The 21227-nt window shown below is 71.2% G+C and carries 16 protein-coding genes; 13 read left to right on the top strand and 3 right to left on the bottom strand.

The window, feature by feature from the left end:
- The first annotated feature begins 55 nt into the window (after positions 1 to 55).
- Entirely contained in the window at positions 56 to 568 is a 513-nt protein-coding gene (locus MMF94_RS02850; protein ID WP_241034455.1) for a hypothetical protein, read from the top strand.
- Positions 569 to 572: 4 nt separating this feature from the next.
- On the opposite strand, the gene MMF94_RS02845 is transcribed toward MMF94_RS02850, so the two are convergent.
- On the bottom strand, positions 573 to 1418 hold the full coding sequence (locus tag MMF94_RS02845; protein WP_241034454.1) for a PaaX family transcriptional regulator: 846 nt from the start codon (positions 1416 to 1418) through the stop codon (positions 573 to 575).
- A 94-nt stretch (positions 1419 to 1512) separates the two neighbouring features.
- Here MMF94_RS02845 and MMF94_RS02840 point away from each other — a divergent pair, with 94 nt between their 5' ends.
- Together MMF94_RS02840 and MMF94_RS02835 are read left to right on the top strand one after the other, a co-directional pair.
- Entirely contained in the window at positions 1513 to 3168 is a 1656-nt protein-coding gene (locus tag MMF94_RS02840) for an AMP-binding protein (RefSeq protein WP_241034453.1), read from the top strand.
- A 4-nt stretch (positions 3169 to 3172) separates the two neighbouring features.
- On the top strand, positions 3173 to 5521 hold the full coding sequence (locus MMF94_RS02835) for a bifunctional salicylyl-CoA 5-hydroxylase/oxidoreductase (RefSeq protein ID WP_241034452.1): 2349 nt from the start codon (positions 3173 to 3175) through the stop codon (positions 5519 to 5521).
- Positions 5522 to 5573: 52 nt separating this feature from the next.
- On the opposite strand, the gene MMF94_RS02830 is transcribed toward MMF94_RS02835, so the two are convergent.
- Positions 5574 to 5873: a hypothetical protein gene (locus MMF94_RS02830; RefSeq protein ID WP_241034451.1), complete on the bottom strand. Its 300-nt coding sequence runs from the start codon at positions 5871 to 5873 to the stop codon at positions 5574 to 5576.
- A 194-nt stretch (positions 5874 to 6067) separates the two neighbouring features.
- On the opposite strand from MMF94_RS02830, the gene MMF94_RS02825 reads away from it, so the two are divergent.
- The 3 genes from MMF94_RS02825 (at position 6068) to MMF94_RS02815 (ending at position 8493) form a co-directional block, all read left to right on the top strand.
- Positions 6068 to 6280 (top strand): DUF397 domain-containing protein, encoded by a 213-nt coding sequence (locus tag MMF94_RS02825; protein WP_420852409.1) that lies wholly within the window; start codon positions 6068 to 6070, stop codon positions 6278 to 6280.
- Between the two features lie 310 nt (positions 6281 to 6590).
- A complete protein-coding gene (locus tag MMF94_RS02820; protein WP_241034652.1) occupies positions 6591 to 7487 on the top strand; it encodes a helix-turn-helix domain-containing protein in 897 nt (298 codons plus the stop codon).
- A 40-nt stretch (positions 7488 to 7527) separates the two neighbouring features.
- Entirely contained in the window at positions 7528 to 8493 is a 966-nt protein-coding gene (locus MMF94_RS02815; protein WP_241034450.1) for a pseudouridine synthase, read from the top strand.
- Positions 8494 to 8506: 13 nt separating this feature from the next.
- Here the strand turns inward: MMF94_RS02815 and MMF94_RS02810 are convergent, their stop codons facing one another.
- A complete protein-coding gene (locus tag MMF94_RS02810; RefSeq protein ID WP_241034449.1) occupies positions 8507 to 11287 on the bottom strand; it encodes an ATP-binding protein in 2781 nt (926 codons plus the stop codon).
- Between the two features lie 281 nt (positions 11288 to 11568).
- Here MMF94_RS02810 and MMF94_RS02805 point away from each other — a divergent pair, with 281 nt between their 5' ends.
- From MMF94_RS02805 to MMF94_RS02775, 7 genes are all read left to right on the top strand, one after another.
- A complete protein-coding gene (locus MMF94_RS02805; protein ID WP_241034448.1) occupies positions 11569 to 12591 on the top strand; it encodes a LacI family DNA-binding transcriptional regulator in 1023 nt (340 codons plus the stop codon).
- Between the two features lie 131 nt (positions 12592 to 12722).
- The gene (locus MMF94_RS02800) at positions 12723 to 14024 is read left to right on the top strand and encodes an ABC transporter substrate-binding protein (protein ID WP_241034447.1); all 1302 of its coding nucleotides are present in this window, start codon (positions 12723 to 12725) and stop codon (positions 14022 to 14024) included.
- A gap of 132 nt (positions 14025 to 14156) precedes the next feature.
- Entirely contained in the window at positions 14157 to 15458 is a 1302-nt protein-coding gene (locus MMF94_RS02795) for an ABC transporter substrate-binding protein (protein ID WP_241034446.1), read from the top strand.
- A 4-nt stretch (positions 15459 to 15462) separates the two neighbouring features.
- Positions 15463 to 16452, top strand: a complete 990-nt coding sequence (locus MMF94_RS02790; protein WP_241034445.1) for a carbohydrate ABC transporter permease — start codon at positions 15463 to 15465, stop codon at positions 16450 to 16452.
- Entirely contained in the window at positions 16449 to 17336 is an 888-nt protein-coding gene (locus MMF94_RS02785) for a carbohydrate ABC transporter permease (RefSeq protein WP_343961913.1), read from the top strand. The genes MMF94_RS02790 and MMF94_RS02785 overlap by 4 nt, the downstream gene beginning before the upstream one ends.
- A gap of 46 nt (positions 17337 to 17382) precedes the next feature.
- Complete coding sequence (locus MMF94_RS02780; protein ID WP_241034444.1) at positions 17383 to 18822, top strand: GH1 family beta-glucosidase; 1440 nt, start codon at positions 17383 to 17385, stop codon at positions 18820 to 18822.
- Positions 18823 to 18922: 100 nt separating this feature from the next.
- Positions 18923 to 21097, top strand: a complete 2175-nt coding sequence (locus MMF94_RS02775; protein WP_241034443.1) for a hypothetical protein — start codon at positions 18923 to 18925, stop codon at positions 21095 to 21097.
- Positions 21098 to 21227 lie beyond the last annotated feature (130 nt).

Raw genomic sequence — 21227 nt, 5'->3', positions numbered from 1 at the left:
CTCCGGCAATTCGGACTCTGGACCGATATTACTTTAGCATGCTATACCTTTTAGCATGCTAAACGAACTTCGCATCGCCACCGCCGTGCCCCGCTGGGCTCTGGACTTCTTCCGTCGCCATCTGGTCATGGTCATGGCGCTCTCGGCGGTCCCCGCCGTGGAACGGTTCACGGGGCAGATGAGCGCGCGCGACCCCGTCCTGGGCGTCACGCTCGAGCTGACCACCCTGGCGGCGCGCGTCGCATTGATCGCCCTGGCCCTCCGGTTCGCCATCCAGCAGGAGCCGGCCATCGGGCCCATCGGTGCGGCCGAGGCCGGACGGCGGCTGCGGGCGTTCTCGGCGCGACACCCGCGGAGCCTGGTGCTCCAGGCCGTGCTGATCGCACTGCTCTTCGTGCTCGCCGACGTCGTGCCCGAGCGCCTCGTCCCCGCCCTGACGCCGGTCGGGCCGCTCTACTGGGCGGTCCTGCTCGCCGCCAAGAACCTCACGGTCATCCCGTTCACCATGATCTGGCTGGTCGGCGCGGTGCGACAGGCACTGCTCGCCCCCACCCCGGCGCGATCGTGAGCCGTCACCGCCCCACGATCAGCTCCCGGACGTGCGCTCGCGCCGGCTCGGCCAGGAGCCGCGCGAGCTCCGCGAACAGCTCCGCGGCCCGCACGCCGTTCCAGTCAGGCGGCAGCAGGTGCAGCGGCAGCCCCGGGTCGGCATACGGCAGCCGCCGCCAGTCGGTGACGAGACGCACGTAGTCGGCGAAGGCCGCCGCAGGGTCGGGCGAACGCCGCTGCGACCACCGCTCCCGCACCGGACCGTGCCGCTCGAGGAAAGCGGCGTAGAGATCACACAAGCCGTCGAGATCCCACCACTCACGCACGGTGGCGGGCAGGTCCCCGAACGCGAGGTGCTCGCCGCGAAACAGCTGGACATAACCGTCGAGACCGAGCCTGCGCAACACGTCGATCACCTCGTCGGCCAGGTGACCGGGCGCGATCCAGACCCCCGGGGCCGCGGTGCCGAACCCCAGCCGGGCCAGCTGCGAGCGGAGCGCGTGGCGCTTCTCCCGCTCCGACTCCGGCACCGAGAACACCACGAGCACCCAGCCGTCGCTCTCGGTGGCGCGCCGCCGTCCGAAGATCCGCGCGTCGCCGTCGACGAGGATCTGCTGCGCCGCGGGCGTGAGCACGTACCCGGCGGCGCCGTCGCGACGGTCGGGCGCGAGCAGACCCCGGCGCTTGAGCCGCGAGATCGACGAGCGCACCGCGGGCTCCTCCACCCCCAGCCCGGCCAGCAGCCGCACGAGAGCCGCCACCGAGAGCCGGCCGTCGTCGTCGCGGGCGTAGAGCCCGTAGAGCGTGACGATCAGCTGTCGGGGCTGCAGGACGCCTCCGACCAGAGGCGCACGGTCGACGGCGGTCACGGGCCCACGATATCGGCCCACCGGTACGTGCTGTTTACTTGACTCTCGTCACGTCCTCGCCATACTCGATCCCACCGGGGAGGAGGTGGCGTCCGTGACCGTGTCCCGCAGTGTCGACGCCCGCAGTGACCAGACCGGCGAGACCCGCCCGCCCAGTTCCCACATCGACCTCTTCTGCCGGGATCACCTCCCACCCCGTGAGCAGTGGCCGCAGCTGCGCTTCGACCTGCCGGAGCTGCGGTACCCCCACCGGCTCAACGCCGCGCAGGTCCTGGCCACGGCGGCCCCCGACGACCGGCCGTGCGTCCGGGGCTCCGGCGAGGAGTGGACGTACGGACAGCTGCGCGGCCGAGCCGCCCGGATCGCCGCCGTACTCACCGAGGACATGGGCCTCGTCCCGGGCAACCGCGTGCTGCTGCGCGGACCGAACGAGCCGTGGCTGGTGGCGTGCTGGCTCGGGGTGCTGCTCGCCGGTGGCGTCGCCGTGAGCACGATGCCGATGCTGCGCGCGGGCGAGATCACCGCGATCTGCGAGCTCGCCCGGCCGTCACTGGCGCTGTGCCACCACGCCTACACCGAGGCGCTGCCCGCGGACCTGCCCACCATGGACTACGCAGGCGACGCCGAGCTCACGCGCCGCAGCGCAGAGAAGGCCACCGACTTCGTCGCCGTCGACACGGCAGCCGACGACGTGGCCCTGCTCGCCTTCACCTCGGGCACCACCGGCCGCCCGAAGGCCACGATGCACGTCCACCGCGACATCCTCGCGATCGCCGACACGTTCTCCCGCCACGTCCTGCACATGCAGCCGACCGACGTCGTCCTCGGCACGCCGCCCGTCGCGTTCACGTTCGGCCTCGGCGGGCTCCTGGTGTTCCCCATGCACGCCGGGGCAAGCACGGTGCTGCTCGACCGCGTCACGCCCGACCAGCTCGCGGACGCCGTCGCCGCGGAGGGCGCCACCGTGCTCTTCACCGCACCCACGGCGTACCGGGCGATACTCGCGGGCGGCCGGCTCGACCGGCTCGCGGGCCTGCGCCGCGCGATCTCCGCGGGCGAGGCGCTGCCGGCGTCGGTCTGGCACGCGGTTTACAACGCCACCGGCCTGCGGATCATCGACGGGATCGGCTCCACCGAGATGCTGCACGTCTTCATCTCCGCCGCCGACGACGACATCCGTCCCGGCTGTACCGGCCGGGCCGTACCCGGCTACCGGGCGGCCGTCCTCGACGACGACGGCAACCCCGTGCCCGACGGCACGCCAGGCCACCTCGCCGTGCAGGGCCCCACCGGCTGCCGTTACCTCGACGGCGACCGCCAGCAGAACTACGTCCGGCACGGCTGGAACCACACCGGCGACACGTTCGTCCGCGACGCCGACGGCTACTTCACCTACCTCGCCCGCAGCGACGACATGATCGTCTCCTCCGGCTACAACATCTCCGGCCCGGAGGTGGAGCAGGCGCTGCTGGCGCACCCCGACGTCGTCGACTGCGCGGTGGTCGGCACGCCGGACGAGCAGCGCGGCGCGGTCGTCACGGCCTACGTGGTGCTGCGCACCGGTGCCGCCCCCGACCCGCTGGCGCTGCAGGACTTCGCCAAGCAGGTGATCGCTCCCTACAAGTACCCGCGGATCGTGCGGTTCCTGCCCGAGCTTCCGCGCACCAGCACCGGCAAGCTCCAGCGCTTCGTGCTCCGCGATCGCGCTGCAACACGAGAGACAACTCCCGACGAAGCTGGGGGACGGTAGGCACATGCGGATCGCGGTGGTGGGCGGCGGCCCCGGCGGGCTGTACTTCGCAGCGCTCGCGAAGCAGCTCGACCCGAGCCACGACGTGACGGTGTGGGAGCGCAACGCCGCGGACGACACGTTCGGGTTCGGCGTCGTGTTCTCCGACGAGACGCTGGGCGGCATCGAGCACGCCGACCCCGCCGTGTTCGCGGCGATGCAGCGGCACGCCGCGCGGTGGGACGACATCGACGTCCACTTCCGCGGCACGGTCACCACCTCGGGCGGCCACGGGTTCTCGGCGATGAGCCGCAAGGAGCTCCTCGCGATCCTGCAGGAGCGCTGCGCCGAGGTGGGCGCCGCGGTGCACTTCCGCACGCCGGCACCTCCACTCGCCACGCTGCGCACCTCGCACGACCTGGTGATCGCGAGCGACGGCGCCAACTCCGCCGTCCGCGCGGCGGGAGACTTCGGCGGCGCGGTCAGCACGGGGCGCAGCCGGTACATGTGGCTGGGCACCGACCACGTGCTCGAGGCCTTCACGTTCGACGTCCGGGAGATCGGGGCCGGGGTCGTGCAGCTGCACGGCTACCCCTACAGCAGCGACGCCAGCACCGTGATCGTCGAGATGCACGAGGACGTCTGGGAGCGGGCGTTCGGCGACATCGCGGCGCGAAACCTCGCCCCGGGCGAGAACGACACCGCTTCCATCGCCGCCATCGCGGACCTCTACGCCGATCTGCTCGGCGACGCGAAGCTCTCGGGCAACAACTCGCGTTGGCTCGCCTTCCCCACCGTCACCACCACCACCTGGCGCGAGGGCAACGTCGTGCTGCTCGGCGACGCCGCGCACACCGCCCACTTCTCCATCGGCTCGGGCACCAAGCTCGCCATGGAGGACGCCCTCGCTCTGGTGGCCTGCCTGCACGAGCAGCCCGACCTCGACACCGCGCTCTCGGCCTACGAGGAGGAGCGGCGGCCGGTGGTGCTCTCCACCCAGCGAGCCGCCCAGGCGAGCCGCGAGTGGTTCGAGGACATCGGCCACTACGTGCACCAGCACCCCACGCAGTTCGCGTTCAACATCGTCACCCGTAGCCGCCGGGTCACCCACGACAACCTGCGCGTGCGCGATCCCGAGTTCGTGGCCGCCACCGAGCGCTGGTTCGCGGGCGAGGAGAACCCGGCGCCGCCGATGTTCCAGCCGTTCCGGCTCGGGAACCTGCCGCTGCGCAACCGGGTGGTCGTCTCCGCCATGGACATGTACCGCGCCGACGACGGGCTGCCCGGCGACTTCCACCTCGTGCACCTGGGCAGCAAGGCCATGGGCGGTGCCGGACTGGTGATGACCGAGATGGTGTGCGTCAGTCCCGAAGGCCGGATCTCCCCCGGATGCACGGGGCTCTACACGCCCGAACAGGAGGCCGTCTGGACCAGGGTGGTCGACTTCGTGCACACCGAGAGCGACGCCAAGATCGGGGTGCAGATCGGCCACTCCGGACGTAAGGGCTCCACGAAGCTCATGTGGGAGGGGATCGACGAGCCGTTGCCCGAGGGCAACTGGGAGATCGTCGCGCCGTCGCCGATCCCCTACTCCCCCGCCAACGCCGTGCCGCGGGAGCTCGGCACGGACGAACTGACCGCCATCCGCGAGCAGTTCGTGGTCGCCACCCGAGCCGCCGCGCGTGCCGGGTTCGACGTGCTGGAGCTGCACTGCGCCCACGGCTACCTGCTGTCGTCGTTCCTCTCACCGCTGTCCAACACCCGCACCGACCGCTACGGCGGGGACCTCGAGGGTCGCCTGCGCTTCCCGCTCGAGGTGTTCGACGCCGTGCGCGCGGCGTGGCCCGCGGAGCGGCCCATGACCGTGCGGATCTCTGCCACCGACTGGTACGACGGCGGGATCGACGTCGACGACGCCGTGGTGATCGCCCGGACGTTCGCCGAGCACGGGGCCGCCGGCATCGACGTGTCGACCGGGCAGGTCGTGTCCGAGGAGCAGCCCGCGTTCGGACGCAGCTACCAGACACCCTTCGCCGACCGGATCCGCAACGAGGTCGGTCGCGAGCTCGGCGTGGCGGTGATCGCGGTGGGTGCGATCTCCTCGTGGGACGACGTCAACTCGATCCTCCTGGCCGGGCGCGCCGACCTGTGCGCCATCGGCAGGCCCCACCTCTACGACCCGCACTGGACCTTGCACGCCGCAGCCGATCAGGGGTACGCGGGACCGGCCGTGTCGTGGCCGAAGCCGTTCGCCGCGGGTAGCCGCAAGCCCCGCGCCGGCCGGACCGATGATCCTCGGCCGCGCCTGGAGCTCATCCGCAGCACGACGGCGGGCACGCGCCACCAGCGGTGGCGACCGGGGCGGGAAGCCTAAGCAGGTGGGGCCTGGCGGACAGCTGGTGCCGAGGAAACGGGGTTCCGCGACACTACGACGACAGCCGGTCCGGCCCGATGGCAGCGGACTCGTCCCCGTCGTGCACCCGCCGGGCCATGTCCGCGATCCCGTGGATCGAGCAGGGCCACGGCATGGACGGCAGGCCGGTGCCGCCCTTGGTGCACGTGCGGCAGCGCCCGGCCGCATCCGGCACGTGCTCCGCGAGCAGGCGCTGCCAGACCTCCACCATCGGGGCGAGCTCGTCGGCGACCCTCCGGTGCTCACCGCTCGGGGAGCCCGCACGATCGTCGCGGGGCGGGACGGGGCGGATGTCCGCCACCCGGATCGGCATCGCGGGTACGGCCTCGAGCAGGGGCCTCCCGCGATCGTTCAGCCGGGTCGCGCTTCGCCCTGCACCCCAGGAGTAACTCATGGCTTCCCCCCGCTCGCCGTACTCCGGATGTCACCCAGTTGGGTGGTGTCCCCGTATACGATCTTCTCCGCAAAGCCTTGCATCCGCAAGTACTCCTGCACAACCATCTGCACGTGCAGGTAAAGTACCTCAGAGTGACCTGGCGTAAGAGTTCGGTGAGCAACCCTAGCGGCAACTGCGTTGAGCTGGCCGAACTCTCCGATGGGACGGTGGCGGTGCGAAACTCCCGGGAGCCCCACGGCCCGGTACTGATCTACACTCGGGCCGAGATCGCAGCCTTCCTCGAGGGTGTTCACCGCGGAGAGTTCGACGATCTCGCAGGATGAGCGCACCTCGGATGCCATACACCCGCTTGTCGGAACGACACGGGCTGGGCACAGTGTTAGCTCTCATCAATCTGCGCGGGCGAGTGAGCGGTACTCCGGGGGGAGCGCGTACGGCGATGACCGGTGTGGCGACGACTCAAGCATCAGGCGTGTACGCGCCCACCACAGGCGTTGCGACGCGCGCCGCGGCGATCGCGCGGCGGCTGTGAACGTGCTGCCCGACAAGATCGGGCCCGAGGACGGCGGAGCCGACGGCGTCACGCCCGATGACAAGCTCGGCAACCACGCCACCACCGACGACGGGGGCGCCATGCCCGGAGGCACCGGGAACGTCGTGCGCCCGACCAGCATCATCCGGGGCGCGGGCGGCGGACCCACCGTGTTGCGGATCGGCCTCGGGGGTGAGCTGCGCCGCAGGCGCGAGGCCGCCGGCGTCACCCGCGAGGCCGCGGGCGAGGCCATCCGCGCCTCCCCCGCGAAGATCAGCAGGCTCGAGCTCGGGCGCGTCGGGTTCAAGGAGCGCGACGTCGCCGACCTGCTCACCCTCTACGGCGTCGGCGAGGGCGAGGAACGTGCCCAGTTCCTCGCACTGGCCCGGCAGGCCAACGCGCCGGGCTGGTGGCACCGCTACGCCGACCTGCTGCCCACCTGGTTCGAGACCTACATCGGCCTGGAGCAGGCCGCATCGGTGATCCGAACCTACGAGCTGCAGTTCGTTCCCGGGCTGCTGCAGACCGCCGATTACGCCCGAGCCGTCACCCGGCTCGGGCACACCGACGCGGCGGAGGTCGAGCGCCGCGTCGAGCTGCGGATGCGGCGCCAGGAGCTGCTCACCGCGGTGGCCGCTCCGACGCTGTGGGCGGTGATCGACGAGGCGGCGCTGCGGCGCCCGCTCGGCGGACCCGAGCTCAGCCGCGCGCAGCTCACACACCTGATCGAGATGAGCGAGCTGCCGAACGTCTCCCTGCAGATCGTGCCCTTCAGCTACGGCGGGCACGCCGCCGCGGGCGGTTCGTTCTCCCTCCTGCGGTTCCCGGAGCCCGACCTGCCCGACGTCGTCTACATCGAGCAGCTCTCGAGTGCGCTCTACCTCGACAAGCGGCCCGACGTCGAGCGCTACACCGCCGTCATGGATCGGCTCTGCGCGCAGGTCGACCCGCCGGACCGCACGGCGCAGATCATCACGCGGATCCGCGCCGAGATCTGACCCCCGATCCGGATCACGACCCGCCCCGTAGTCTCGGACGATGCGGCGAAAGCTCCGGTCCCCTCTTCCGCAACGGCACGGTCTCGACGCCGTGCGGCTGCGGACGCCTGCCGTGGGGTCCTGGACGACGATGCGCGACCACCTCGTGGAACGACTGCCCCGCGTCGACCCCGCCCGCATCGACAGCATGCTGCGCGAGCAGCGGATCGTCGACCTCAGCGGTCCGATCGCACCGGACGCGCCCTTCGTCCCCGAGTCGTTCCTCTGGTTCCACCGGGACCTGCCCACCGAGGTGCCGGTGCCGTTCGAGATCCGCACCGTGCACCACGACGAGGACCTGGTGGTGATCGACAAGCCGCACTTCCTCGCCACGATCCCGCGCGGACAGCACATCGTGGAGACCGCGCTCGTGCGGTTGCGCCGTGAGCTCGGCCTGCCCACTCTCAGCCCGGCGCACCGGCTGGACCGCGTGACCGCCGGACTGCTCATGTTCGTGGTGCGCCCGGAGCGGCGCGGCGCCTACCAGACGCTGTTCCGGGACCGGCTGGTCCGCAAGACCTACGAGGCCATCGCACCGTACGACCCGCAGCTGACCCTCCCCCGCACCGTGCGCAGCAGGATCGTGAAGGAACGGGGCATCATCTGCGCGCGTGAGGAGCCGGGCCCGGTCAACGCCGAGACGCTGATCGAACTGCTGGAACACCGCGAGGGCCCCGACGGCCGGCGGCTCGGCCGCTACCGCCTCACCCCGCACACCGGCCGTACCCATCAGCTGCGGCTGCACATGAGCGGTCTCGGGCTGCCGATCCTCGGCGACGACTTCTACCCCGTGCTCACCGAGAAGTCCCTCGACGACTTCAGCCGCCCGCTGCAACTGCTCTCCGCCACGCTGGACTTCACCGATCCCGTGAGCGGCGGGGAGCGCAGCTTCCGCACCCGGCTCGCGCTGCAGTCCTTCACGTCCTATGGCGAATGGGCCGCGTCGGAGCCGGCCGCGAGCGCGTGAGCTGCCGCGCCGGTCACGTGCCCACGTCCAACGCGTCGAGTGCGTCACGCAGCGCGGCGCGCGAGCTGATGCCGAGCTTGGGGTAGATCCGGTACAGGTGGGCGCCCACCGTGCGGTGGGAGAGGAAGAGCCGTGCCGCGATCTGCTTGTTGCTCAGCCCCGACGCCGCGAGATCCGCGATCTCCCGCTCCTGTGGCGTGAGCGGCGACGGATCGGAGTCGAGGTGGCGCGGCACGTGATAGCCGGTCGCGCGCAGCTCCCTCCTCGCGCGCGCCGCCCAGGGACGCGCGCCGAGGCGTTCGAAGGTGCACGCCGCCGCCTCGAGAAGCGGCTGCGCCTCCACGGTCGCCCGCGCCCGCCTGCGGCTCTCGCCGTAGAGGAGCTGCACCCGCGCCTCCTCGAACGGCCACCGGCCGGCACCGGCGGCGAGTGCCTCCTCGAACGGCTTGACCGCTGCGTCCCCGTCGGCGACGGTTGCCGCCGCAGCGCCCGAGAGCATGGCGAGCCGGGGTGAGATCCTCGCGATACCGGCCTCCTGAAGGGCGGCCACGTGCGCGGCCGCCTCGTCGTGGCGCCCGGTGCGGACCGCGGACTCCACGAGGTCGAGGCACACCCACAACGCGATGGGCGCGTGGGACGCGAGGGTGCCCGCCGGGCTGATCGTGGTGGCGTGGAGGTAGGCGGCCTCGGCGTCGCCGTCACCGAGCGCGGCGAGCAGACGCGCGTACTCGGCGATGCCCCGGGCCCTGAAGACCCCGCGCGGAGCCACTCGGGTCACACGATCCGCCAGGGACCGTGCGGTGTCGGTGTCTCCGCGCACGGCGGCGAGGATCGCCTTGCTGGCGACGAAGCACCACATGAAGAACTCGGCCTCCGGGCCCGTGCACGCCATGAGGCCTTCCTCGACGAGCTCGTCGACCCGTTCCCACTCGCCGACGGAGAAGTAGTCGTAGCCGAGCATCATCAGGCACCCGGCGTAGCGCCGGGAGAAGCTGCCTTCGCGGCCGAGCCGCACCACCCGCCAGAACGCCTCCCGGCAGTCCGACAGACGGTCGGCGGAGATCGCGGCGATCCCGATGCGCGAAATGGCGATCGGGTCGAGCTCGTCGGCGAGGCCTGCGATGAGAATGTCCAGCCGGTCCAGGACGCGGATGTCCATCCGCGCCGGGTCAGGCATGGTCTCGCTCTGCACAGCCAGGATCTCGGGCACCTCCGGCGTGAGCCGTTCGAGCGCGGAGTGGACAGGACGCCACAGCTCGGGCCGATCGCCGAACCAGGTCATGAGCACGAGGGTGTGCAACGCTGCGATCAGTGCGGGGTCGCGGGCGTCGTAGTGATGGGACCCGGTCTCGATCGCGCCGGCGAGCACCCGGTGCGCGGTGTCGACGTCGCTCTCGCCGATGGTGAGCAGGAACGCCGCGGCCGAGGCCGCGTGCAACGAGTTGCCGACCTCCGGGTCGGCCTGGCGCGCGTCGAGGAGCCACTGCGACGCATTGCCCGACTCCCCTCGCAGATCGGCACCGATGAACGCCGCCTCGGCCAGCCGCCGCGCACGGTCGGGCCGGGCCGGGCTGAGGTCCGCGGCGCGCGTCAGCGCCGACACGGCGCCGGTGCCGTCACCGCGACGCAATACCCGGTGGGCCACCTCTTCGAGCAGGCTCGCCACGTGCTCGTCGGGCTCGATCGCCGCCTGGGCCAGATGCCAGGTCCGCCGGTCCGGCTGGTCGGCGAGCACGAGGGCGAGCGTCCGGTGGGCGCGTCGGCGCTCCTCGTCGGAGGAGAGCTCGACCACTGCGGAGCGGATCAGCGGGTGCCGGAACGACAGATACCCGCGGTGCTCGTCGACCCACACCAGCCGGGCGCGTACGGCGTGCACCAGCGGGTCGCCCTCCGCGCGGAGCCCGACCGCCGCACGCAGGGTCCGGAGATCGTCCGTTCCGTCCAGCGCCGCGAGGAGCAACGCCTCGCGGCCGGCCGACGGAAGATCCGACACCCGCGCCCCGAACAGCGACTGGAGGCGGCGGGTGAGCGGCAGGAACGACGGCAGCCCTGGCACCGAGGCGCGCCTGGTGCCGGCCAGTGCCGTCGGCAGCTCCAGCAGCGCGAGCGGGTTCCCCTGCGCCTCGCTGAGGACCCTGCGCCGCAGACGCTGGTCCAGCACGGGGAACCGGCGCGCCACGAGGTCGATGGCCGCATCGTCGACGAGCGGGTCGAGCCGGAGGGCGGGGAGGCCCGCGAGCTCCATGAAGCCCCCGCCGTCCGGTCGCGAGGCGGCCAGGATCCCGATCCGGCTGCCGGCGAGGCGCCGGGCGACGGACCCGAGCACGGACGCGCTCACGCGGTCGAGCCACTGCAGGTCGTCGATCACCACGACGACCGGTTGTGCAGCGGCCGCCGCGCGCAGCAGCGAGAGTGTTGCGTCGACCACCACGAACCGCTCCGGGGACGGGCCGTCCCCCGACCCCATCGCCACGGACAGTGCTTCGCGGTGCTCGGGGTCGATCAGGACGAGCCCGTCGAGGAGCGGGAGCAGCGTCTGGTGGAGCCCGGAGAAGCTCACGTCGGCCTCGAACTGCACACCGGCGGCACGCAGTACCCGCATGCCCGCCGCCGACGCCATCTCCGCTGCGACGTCGAGCAACGTCGTCTTGCCGAGGCCCTCGTCACCGACCAGCAGGAGAGCGCGCCCGTCGACAGCCACCGCGGACAGGAACGAGCGAATGGCGTCCAGCTCCGCGTCACGGCCGACCAGGCCGGTGAAACCCCCCTCAGGTCGACCGGCCGCATCGCTCATCGGCGACCTCCGCAGCCCCGAAGGCGGTCAGGGCGAACCGCCAGCACCCGTCGCTCCTCATCGGCGAGCCTGGAATGGAACCATCGTGACCGGGGCGGGTCAAGCAACCGAAAGCGTCCCCTACGGCCGAAATGTGCGTTCTCACGCTGGTCAGCAGCCCCCCGCTGTGGTCGCTTCCAGTTGTACACGCATCCGGGCGGTACCCGGGCCGCGGGGAGAATCCGGCACGCGCGTGAGGAAGTGGAGGCGACAAGCCGCCTCGTCCTGACATCCTCTTCGGCATGACAGCAAGACCGGCGGGACGAGCAGCACCGACGCTGGAGTCGGTGGCGGCGCGAGCGGGCGTGTCGCGCGCGACCGCGGGACGGGTGCTCGCGGGCTCCACCACCGTGGGCGAGCAGGCGCGCGAGGCCGTGCTGCGAGCCGCCGCCGAGCTCTCCTACGTGACGAACCGCGCCGCACGGTCGCTCATGACGCGCCGCAGCGACTCGATCGCGTTCGTCGTCGCCGAGTCGGAGGAGCGGTTCTTCGGCGACCCGCACTTCGCGCTGGTCCTGCGCGGCGCCCACGCGGTGCTCGCCGCGCACGACGTCCAACTCGTGTTCAGCATCCTGAGCACCGGCGCCGACCGCGACCGCTTCGAGCGCTTCGCCCGTGGCGGCCATCTCGACGGCGTCATCCTCGTGTCCCTGCACGGCGACGACCCGCTGCCCAGGAGACTCCAGGAGGCCGGCGTCCCCGTGATCCTCTCCGGCCGCCCGTTCACCGAGACCCCAGGCTTGTCCTATGTGGACGCCGACAACGTCGGGGGCGCGCAGGCGGCGGTGCGACTCCTGGTCGAGCGCGGACGGACACGGCTGGCCACGATCACCGGCCCGCTCGACATGACGGCGGCGATCGACCGGCGTGCGGGCTTCCAGCACGAGCTCGCGGCCCAGGGCCTGCGCAGCCACGGCGTCCGGGACGGCGACTGGTCCATCGCGGGCGGACGCCACGCCATGCTGGAGATGCTCGCGTCCGAGCCCCTGATCGACGGCGTGTTCGCCGCCAACGACCTGATGGCGTTCGGCGCGATGCAGGCCGTCACCGAGACGGGTCGCAGCGTGCCGGGTGACGTCGCGGTCGTCGGCTTCGACGACTCTCCCACGGCGTCGTCGAGCCACCCCGCCATCACCACCGTCCGGCAGCCGATCATCGGCATGGGCGAGGCGCTGGCCACCCGACTGCTCGCGCTGATCGAGCGGGGAGAGCCGCTCGAGCCGATGGTGATGGGCACCGAGCTCGTGCTGCGCGACACAGCCTGACGGTTCCGGCTCCGAAGGCGCGCCGGGAGCACAGTTCGGTCACGCACCCGGACACTTCATTGACAAGTCATCACTCGATCGGGACTCTCCTTCCACGCGGTGAGAGCGCTCTCACACGATCTGGAGGATCAATGCAGACCCCACGGAGAACGGCGGCAGCGCTGGCGGCCGTCGCCACGAGCAGCGTGCTCCTGCTCAGCGCCTGCGGTGGCTCGGGCGAGAGCGACACCAGCGCCCAGGGTGGCCCCGTCGAGCTCAAGGTCAACTTGTTCGGCACATTCGGCTACCAGGAGCTGGGCCTCTTCGAGGCGTACGAGGCGCAGCACCCCGGCATCACGATCAGCTACGAGTCCACCCAGGACGAGGACAAGTACTGGCCCGCCCTCCAGACGCGCCTGGCCTCCGGAAGCGGCATGGCCGACGTGCAGGGCATCGAGGTCTCGCGCATCGCCGACGTCGTGGCGAACCAGCCCGACCAGTGGACCGACCTGCGCGACACCCCGGCCGCCGACGCCATCGGCCGCTACATCGACTGGAAGGAACCGGCCGCCACCACGCCCGACGGCGCCGTGCTCGGCCTCGGCACCGACATCGGCCCGATGGGCATGTGCTACCGCACGGACCTGCTGCAACAGGCCGGCCTACCCACCGACCCCACCGAACTGGCCGCCCAGATGCCCACCTGGGACGCCTACCTGGCCCTCGGTGAGCGCTTCAAGGCCTCCGCGCCGGCCACCACCGCGTGGGCGGACGCGGCAGGCGGGATCTACGACGCGATGACCTCCCAGCTGGAGGTGAAGAACTACGACAAGTCGGGCAACCTGATCTTCGACTCCAACCCGGAGCTGCGCTCGCGGTTCGACACCGCGGCGAAGGCGGCACAGGCGGGCCTCACCGCCAAGCTCGAGCAGTTCGCCGACCCGGGCTGGGACCAGGGCTTCTCCTCCGGCAGCTACGCCACGATCGCCTGCCCGTCCTGGATGATCGGCTACATCAAGGGCAAGGCAGGCGACGGCGGCTCCGGCAAGTGGAACATCACGTCGCTCCCCGGCGGGGCGGGCGGCAACTGGGGCGGTTCCTACCTCGCCATCCCCGCGTCGAGCGAGCACAAGACCGAGGCCGCCGAGCTGATCGCCTGGCTCACCGCGCCCGAGCAGCAGGCTCAGCTCTTCGCGAAGGTCGGCAACTTCCCGTCCACCAAGGAAGGGATCGCGCAGGTGGCCGGCACCACCGACCCGTACTTCAACGGCGCGCCGATCGGCAAGATCTTCTCCGACTCGGCGAACGCCGCACCGATCCAGGTGCTCGGGCAGCAGGACGGCGTGATCAAGAACGAGGTGTCACAGGCGCTGCTCTCGGTCGAGACGGCCGGAGTCAGCCCGGACGACGCGTGGAACACGGCCGTCAACAACGTCAAGAACCAGGCCGGCTGACAGGGGCGCAGGGCAGTTCACCATCCGCACGAGCGGCGCGTTCGTCCACACCCATGGGCCGAGAGCGCCGCTCGTCCGGGTGGTCCCGCCCGTCATGTGAGAGCGCTCTCATCTAGACAATCTGGAGGATCAATGCAAACCCCACGGAGAACGGCGGCCGCGCTGGCAGCCGTCGCCACGAGCAGCGTGTTGCTGCTCAGTGCCTGCGGCGGCGGCTCGGGCGATGCCGACGCCGCCGCGGGTGGTCCCGTCGAGCTCGGGGTGAGCCTCTTCGGCACATTCGGCTACGACGAGGTCGGGCTCTTCAAGGAGTACGAGGCCCAGAACCCCGGGGTCACGATCAAGTACGAGTCCACCCAGGGCGAGGACAAGTACTGGCCCGCGCTGCAGACCCGGCTCGCGTCCGGCGCCGGCGTGGCCGACGTGCAGGGCATCGAGGTCGCGCGGATCTCCGATGTCGTGGCGAACCAGCCGGACCAGTGGACCGACCTGCGCGACACCCCCGCCGCCGAGGCGATCGGCCGCTACATCGGCTGGAAGGAGGCCGCCGCGACCACACCCGACGGCGCGGTCCTCGGCCTCGGCACCGACATCGGCCCCATGGGCCTCTGCTACCGCAGCGACCTCCTCCAGCAGGCCGGCCTGCCCGCCGACCCTGCCGCGATCGCCGCCGAGATGCCCGACTGGAACGCCTTCCTCGCCCTCGGCGAGCGCTTCAAGGCCTCGGCCCCCGCCGGCACCGCGTGGCACGACTCCGCGGGTGGCCTCTACAACGCGATCGTCTCGCAGCAGCAGCAGATCTACTACAGCCAGGGCGGCGACCTGGTCTTCGACAGCAACCCCGCGGTCCGCTCGGCGTTCGACACCGCGGCGCACGCCGGCCAGTCGGGGCTCACCGCGAAGCTCGAGCAGTACGTCGACCCCGGGTGGGACCAGGGCTTCTCCTCGGGCAGCTTCGCCACGATCGCCTGCCCGTCCTGGATGATCGGCTACATCAAGGGCAAGGCAGGCGACGGCGGCTCCGGCAAGTGGAACGTCACGTCACTACCCGGCGGCGCAGGCGGCAACTGGGGTGGCGCCTACCTCGGCATCCCGCAGGCCAGCAAGCACAAGGACGAGGCCGCCAAGCTGATCGCGTGGCTCACCGCCCCGGAGCAGCAGGCCAAGGTCTTCCGCGCGGTCGGCAACTTCCCGTCCACCACCGACGGCATCGCCTCGGTCGCCGACACCACCGACCCGTACTTCGACAACGCTCCCATCGGCAAGATCTTCTCGGAGTCGGCGAAGAACGCGCCCGTGCAGATCCTCGGCCCGGAGGACGGCGTCATCAAGAACGCGATGGTGCAGGCGCTGCTCTCGGTGGAGACGACCGGCGCCTCCCCCGACGACGCCTGGAAGACGGCGGTGGGCAACGTGAAGAACCAGGCCGGCTGACGCCATGACGACGCAGGTCGATCGTCCGGTCGCCGGGGAGCGCGGGACGCCCCCGGCGGCCGGGACACCGGCTCGTCCCCCGTGGCGCTCGCGTCTCTACGCGTTCGAGGGCCGCTCGGCACCGTACGTCTACGTGGCGCCGTTCTTCCTCGTCTTCTTCGCCTTCGGACTGTTCCCGCTGATCTACACGGCGTGGATCAGCCTGCACTCCTACCGGCTCGGCGGTCGGATGCGCTGGGTCGGGTTCGACAACTTCGTCTGGCTCTTCACGAACCCGAGCTTCTACAACGCGCTGTGGAAGACGTTCACGATCGGCATCCTGTCGACCGTCCCGCAGCTGCTGCTCGCCCTGGGCCTGGCCCACCTGCTCAACTACCGGCTCCGCGGCCGCACGTTCCTGCGTGTCGCGATGCTCATGCCCTACGCCACCTCGGTCGCGGCCGCCACGCTGGTGTTCGCGCTGATCTTCGGCCGTGACGGCGGCATCGTGAACGGACTGCTCGGCGTGGTCGGCATCGAGCCGGTGGACTGGCGCAACGGCAACTGGACGGCCCAGATCGCGATCTCGGTGATCGTGATCTGGCACTGGACGGGCTACAACGCGCTGATCTACCTCGCCGGCATGCAGTCGATCTCCAAGGACCTCTACGAGGCCGCGGCGATCGACGGCGCCAACCGGTGGCACCAGTTCCTGCACGTCACGATTCCGGGACTGCGTCCGACCATCCTGTTCACGATCATCGTGTCGACGATCGGGGCGAGCCAGCTGTTCGGCGAGCCGCTGCTGTTCGGCGGCGGCCAGGCCAACGGCGGGTCGGTGAACCAGTACCAGACGCTCGGGCTGTTCATGTACCAGCAGGGCTGGCAGTACGGCCAGCTCGGCCGGGCGGCGACCGTCGCCTGGGTGATGTTCGTGCTGATCATCGGGCTGGTGCTGCTCAACACCTGGCTGGCGCGCAGACGCCGGCCCGCTACCGAGGGGACCCTGTCGTGACGACCGTCGACGTGCGCCGGATCGCGACGCCCCTCGCACCGGCACCGGGCAGACGACGAGCGCGATCGCAGGACGCCGCGGGATGGCTGACCTACACGATCCTCACCGTCACCACCCTGCTGTTCGTGGCGCCGTTCTACTACATGCTCGTGGCCGCGAGCCGGCCGATGTCGGAGATGAACACCTTCCCGCCGCCGGTGCTGCCCGGGCCCGACCTGTTCGACAACATCGCCACGGCCATCCACCAGCAGAACATCGGCCTGGCGTTGTGGAACTCGCTCGTGGTCTCGACGATCACGACCGCGGCCACCGTGCTGTTCTGCACCCTGGCCGGGTTCGCGTTCGGGAAGCTGCGCTTCCGCGGACGCAATGTGCTCTTCGCGATCACGCTCGGCACGATGATGATCCCGCCGAGCCTCGCCGTGGTCCCGCTCTACTCGATCATGGCCGAGTTCGGCCTGGCCGGAACGTTGAGCTCGGTGATCCTGCCGACGCTCGTCACGGCGTTCGGCGTGTTCTTCATGCGGCAGTACCTGATCCAGGCGCTGCCCGACGAGCTGCTCGAGGCGGCCAAGGTCGACGGCGCGACGACGCTGCGCACGTTCTTCAGCATCGTCCTGCCGATCGCCCGGCCCGGCGCCGCCGTGCTCGGGATGCTCACCTTCATGACGGCCTGGAACGACTTCTTCTGGCCCATCATCACGCTCAACTCCTCGAACCCCACCGTCCAGGTGGCGCTCAACAACCTCGGCAGCGGCTACGTCCCGGACACGGCCGTGATCATGGCCGGCACGCTCATCGGCACGCTGCCGGTGCTCGTCGTGTTCGTGCTGCTGGGACGCCAGATCGTCGGCGGCATCATGGCCGGGGCGGTCAAGGGCTGATGGACGAGAACTCGTGCTGTGTCGTAACCCGATCTGAGAGGATCCATTGACCACCACCCAGGCTGCTCCGTCGACCGATGCCCTGCAGTTCCCCGCGGGGTTCCTGTGGGGCTCGGCCACCGCCTCTTACCAGATCGAAGGCGCTGTCACCGAGGGCGGCCGCACCCCGTCCATCTGGGACACGTTCTCCCACACCCCCGGCCGCGTGGAGCGCGGCGAGACCGGTGACGTCGCCGACGACCACTACCACCGGTTCCGCGAGGACGTCGCGATCATGGCGCGGCTGGGGCTCACCACCTACCGGTTCTCCGTGTCCTGGCCGCGGATCACCCCGCAGGTCACCGCAGACGACCTCGGGCCGGTCAACCCGGAGGGCATCGGGTTCTACTCCGACCTCGTCGACGAGCTCCTCGCCGCCGGCATCTCGCCGTCGATCACCCTGTACCACTGGGACCTCCCGCAAGCCCTCGAGGACGCCGGCGGCTGGACGTCGCGGCGTACGGCGGAGCGGTTCGGCGAGTACGCCGAGGTCGTCGCGGCGGCGCTCGGCGACCGGGTGCCCCTGTTCATCACGCTCAACGAGCCGTGGTGCAGCGCCTACCTCGGCTACGCGAGCGGCGTGCACGCCCCCGGCCGCACGGACGACGCCGCCGCGCTCACCGCGGTGCACCACCTGAACCTCGCGCACGGGCTGGCGGCCGCGTCGATCCGGCGCGCAGCACCCACCTCACGCGTGGCCCTCACGCTCAACCTGGCGTGGGTCCGGCCGCAGACCGACTCCCCGGAGGACGCCGAGGCGGCCCGGCGCGTGGACGGGCTGCAGAACCGCGTGTTCCTCGACCCGGTGCTGAAGGGCGCCTACCCCGCCGACGTGCAGGCCGACACCGCGGCCGTCACGGACTGGTCCTTCGTGCAGCCCGGGGACCTCGATGTGATCGCGGCGCCGATCGACGTCCTGGGCGTCAACTACTACTCCCCCACCCACGTACGGCACTGGACGCGCGAGCGTCCGAAGGAGCACGCCGACGGCCACGGCGAGGGCAAGGCCAGCCCGTGGATCGCCTGCGACGACGTCGAGTTCCCGTTCCAGCACGGCCGCAAGACCGACATGGGCTGGAGCATCGACCCGCGCGGGATGACCGAGCTGCTGCTGCGCGTGGCGCGCGAGGCACCGGGATGCGAGATCATGGTGACCGAGAACGGGGCTGCATTTCCCGATGTGATCGACGCGAACGGCCGCGTTATCGATACGGATCGTATCGACTATTTGCGTGGACACCTGGCCGCTGTGCACGAAGCGATCGAGGCGGGCGCCCCGGTCACCGGCTACTACCTCTGGTCACTGCTCGACAACTTCGAGTGGGCGTGGGGCTACGGAAAACGCTTCGGTATCGTCCACGTGGACTACAACACGCAGGTCCGCACGCCGAAGGACAGCGCGTTGTTCTATGCGGACGTGATTCGGAGAAACGCCCTGACCCGTTGAACCGACTCCAAGTGGGACAGGCCCGGTAGACGGTATGGACAGGGTAGTCTTACCCGCCAGTGGCTCACCGGCCGGCATAGCCTCATGAACGGAGGTCGGGGTGCGGCTCGGCGACGAGGACGATGCCCGGAAGGGACCTGATCCCGAGGACCGCGACCCCATGGACAGCAACAACCACGAGCGCGACGCACCGGGGCGCGGCGGCGACCATACGATCGATCTCGCCGCGCTCCGGGCCGACGACGCCCTTGTCGAGGAGCTGGCCGCGGGGCTCGTAGCCCTGGGCCAGCTCCCCCGCGAGACACGCAGCACCGACGACGAGCTGGTGGCCATGCTCGCCGCGTGGGTGGCCGAGGTCCGGCCCGAGGACGAGACGCAGGTGGCCACCCCCGTGGCGGCCTCGGGCCACGACAACGCCGATCCCGACCACCCCGCATCCGTCATTCCGATCCCACTCGCCAAACACGGCCACGGGAAGCACCGGGCCGTGGCGCCCTACGCCCGGCGGCTCGCCATCGCTGCGGCATTGGTCGTGATCGGCACGTCCGGGCTGGCGGTCGGGTCGTCCGAGGCCTCGCCCGGCGAGGTCCTCTGGCCCATCTCCAAGGTGTTCTACGCCGATCGCGCCCGGTCGCTCGAGGCCGCCGCCGACGTCAACTCGGGCCTCGAAGTCGCACGCACCGCGATCCGCCAGGGCCGCCCTGCCGACGCCGCCCGCGCCATCGCGCAGGTCACGCCCCGCCTCGACGAAGTCCGGCCTGCCGAGGGCCACGACCAGCTCGCCCGCGAGCAGGAGCGCCTGCTCTCCGCCCTCGGTGACGCACCCGACCAGCGCGGCCCCAACTCCGGTTCCACGGCACCGTCAGGCCAGGCCGGCACGGCCATCCCCGCCCCCACCACTCCCTCCGACAGCACCGCGCTGGCCTCCCCGCCCCTGCCTGGCGCCTCCCGCGGAGTGCTCCCGCCCGCGGCTTCGGTCAGCCCCGGGCGCACGGCGGACGCCGGCACACCCGCCCCGTCCCCGTCCGTCCCCACGAGCCCGCCGCCGGGCGCGCCAGGAGCAGGCGTCGAGGCACCCGTCGTGATCGACACACCGTCCAGCACCGAAGCCGAGCCCGGCGACGAGACGCCCACCAGCTCCGAAGCAGGCCAAACCCCCACCAGCACCGACAACGAGCCGGGCACCGGCACACCCACCAGCGCCGCAGTGGATCCGGACGCCGAGACGGGCACCGGCGAGACCCCGGCCGGGCAGGAGCCCGGCGGACCGGCCCAGCCCACCTCGGACACGGATTCGGGCAGTGCCGACCAGCCGGAGCCGCAGGTGGGTTCCGGCACCCCGCAGTCGGATCAACCCGAGTCACAGCCCACGTCCGGGTCGCAGTCCCCCGAGGCCCAGCCGGAGATCCCCACCTCACCGGGTGGTCAGGGCGAGCCGGCCGTCGCGGGAGACACCTCCGCGCCCGAGCAGCCGTCCGGCCCGGCCGCCAACGACTCGGCGGGAGAGTCCACTTCGGACACCGCCGACGACGGCGGGCAGGGCGACGCGGGCTCCGGCAGCAACGGCGACGGGTCGAACACCTTCGGCACCGACGACGACGCCGGCTCCTCGGACGTCCTCGGCAGCGGCGACGACAGCGGCCCTGCCGAGAATGCCGGCGCCGACAGCAGCGCCGACAACGACAACAGCGCAGGCAACGACGGCTCGAACGCCGAGATCACCAACGACAACTCCGGCCCGGACAACGCCGGCGCCGCTGCCGACTCCGACAGCCCCGACTCCGGTGGGGATTCCGGCGGGTCCAACGACGGCGCCGACTCGTCCGTCAATGCCGAGAACGACTCCACAGGGAACGACTCCACAGGGAACGACTCCGCCGAGAACGACAATGCCGTCGACAGCGATGGCTCCCGGAACAACGACGGCGGCAGCGTCGACAACGGCGACTCGGATGCCGGCGCCTCCTCCGGCTCTTCGGAGGAGAACACCGGCGGCGGCACCGCCGAATCGAACCGCAGCGATTCGAACCACTCCGATTCGAATCGTAGCGATTCGGACCGCAGCGACTCGAGCTGGAGCGATTCGAACCGGGGCGGTTCCGACCGGAGCGATTCCGACAGCAGCGACTCCGGCCAGGGCAGTTCCGACCGGAGCGATTCGAACTGGAGCGACTCCGGCCGGGGCGGTTCCGACCGGGGCGGGGATTCCGGCCACAGAGGCGCCCTGCTGTCGTCGGTGACCGACCTGGTCTCGTCCGGCGTCGACGACCTCTGACACCCAGCAGCCAAGATCATTCCGCGCGCCGAGGCCCGCAACCTCCGACCGCCACCGAGAGGCCGGTCCCGCGCGCCGTCCCGATCGTGGGCGGTGCCCAGGGCACCGCGAGGGTCGCGGCGGCGAGTGC

The sequence above is a fragment of the Pseudonocardia alaniniphila genome (assembly GCF_022524485.1).
Lineage (GTDB): Bacteria > Actinomycetota > Actinomycetes > Mycobacteriales > Pseudonocardiaceae > Pseudonocardia > Pseudonocardia alaniniphila.
This window is presented reverse-complemented; position numbering and strand designations above follow the sequence as displayed.

Bases quoted from the DNA above. Each gene is read 5' to 3' on its own strand.
- MMF94_RS02830 (WP_241034451.1), bottom strand. From the start codon at position 5,873: ATGCCGATCCGGGTGGCGGACATCCGCCCCGTCCCGCCCCGCGACGAT.
- MMF94_RS02850 (WP_241034455.1), top strand. From the start codon at position 56: ATGCTAAACGAACTTCGCATCGCCACCGCCGTGCCCCGCTGGGCTCTG.
- MMF94_RS02805 (WP_241034448.1), top strand. From the start codon at position 11,569: ATGACAGCAAGACCGGCGGGACGAGCAGCACCGACGCTGGAGTCGGTG.
- MMF94_RS02835 (WP_241034452.1), top strand. From the start codon at position 3,173: ATGCGGATCGCGGTGGTGGGCGGCGGCCCCGGCGGGCTGTACTTCGCA.
- MMF94_RS02815 (WP_241034450.1), top strand. From the start codon at position 7,528: ATGCGGCGAAAGCTCCGGTCCCCTCTTCCGCAACGGCACGGTCTCGAC.
- MMF94_RS02810 (WP_241034449.1), bottom strand. From the start codon at position 11,287: ATGAGCGATGCGGCCGGTCGACCTGAGGGGGGTTTCACCGGCCTGGTC.
- MMF94_RS02800 (WP_241034447.1), top strand. From the start codon at position 12,723: ATGCAGACCCCACGGAGAACGGCGGCAGCGCTGGCGGCCGTCGCCACG.
- MMF94_RS02795 (WP_241034446.1), top strand. From the start codon at position 14,157: ATGCAAACCCCACGGAGAACGGCGGCCGCGCTGGCAGCCGTCGCCACG.
- MMF94_RS02790 (WP_241034445.1), top strand. From the start codon at position 15,463: ATGACGACGCAGGTCGATCGTCCGGTCGCCGGGGAGCGCGGGACGCCC.
- MMF94_RS02820 (WP_241034652.1), top strand. From the start codon at position 6,591: ATGCCCGGAGGCACCGGGAACGTCGTGCGCCCGACCAGCATCATCCGG.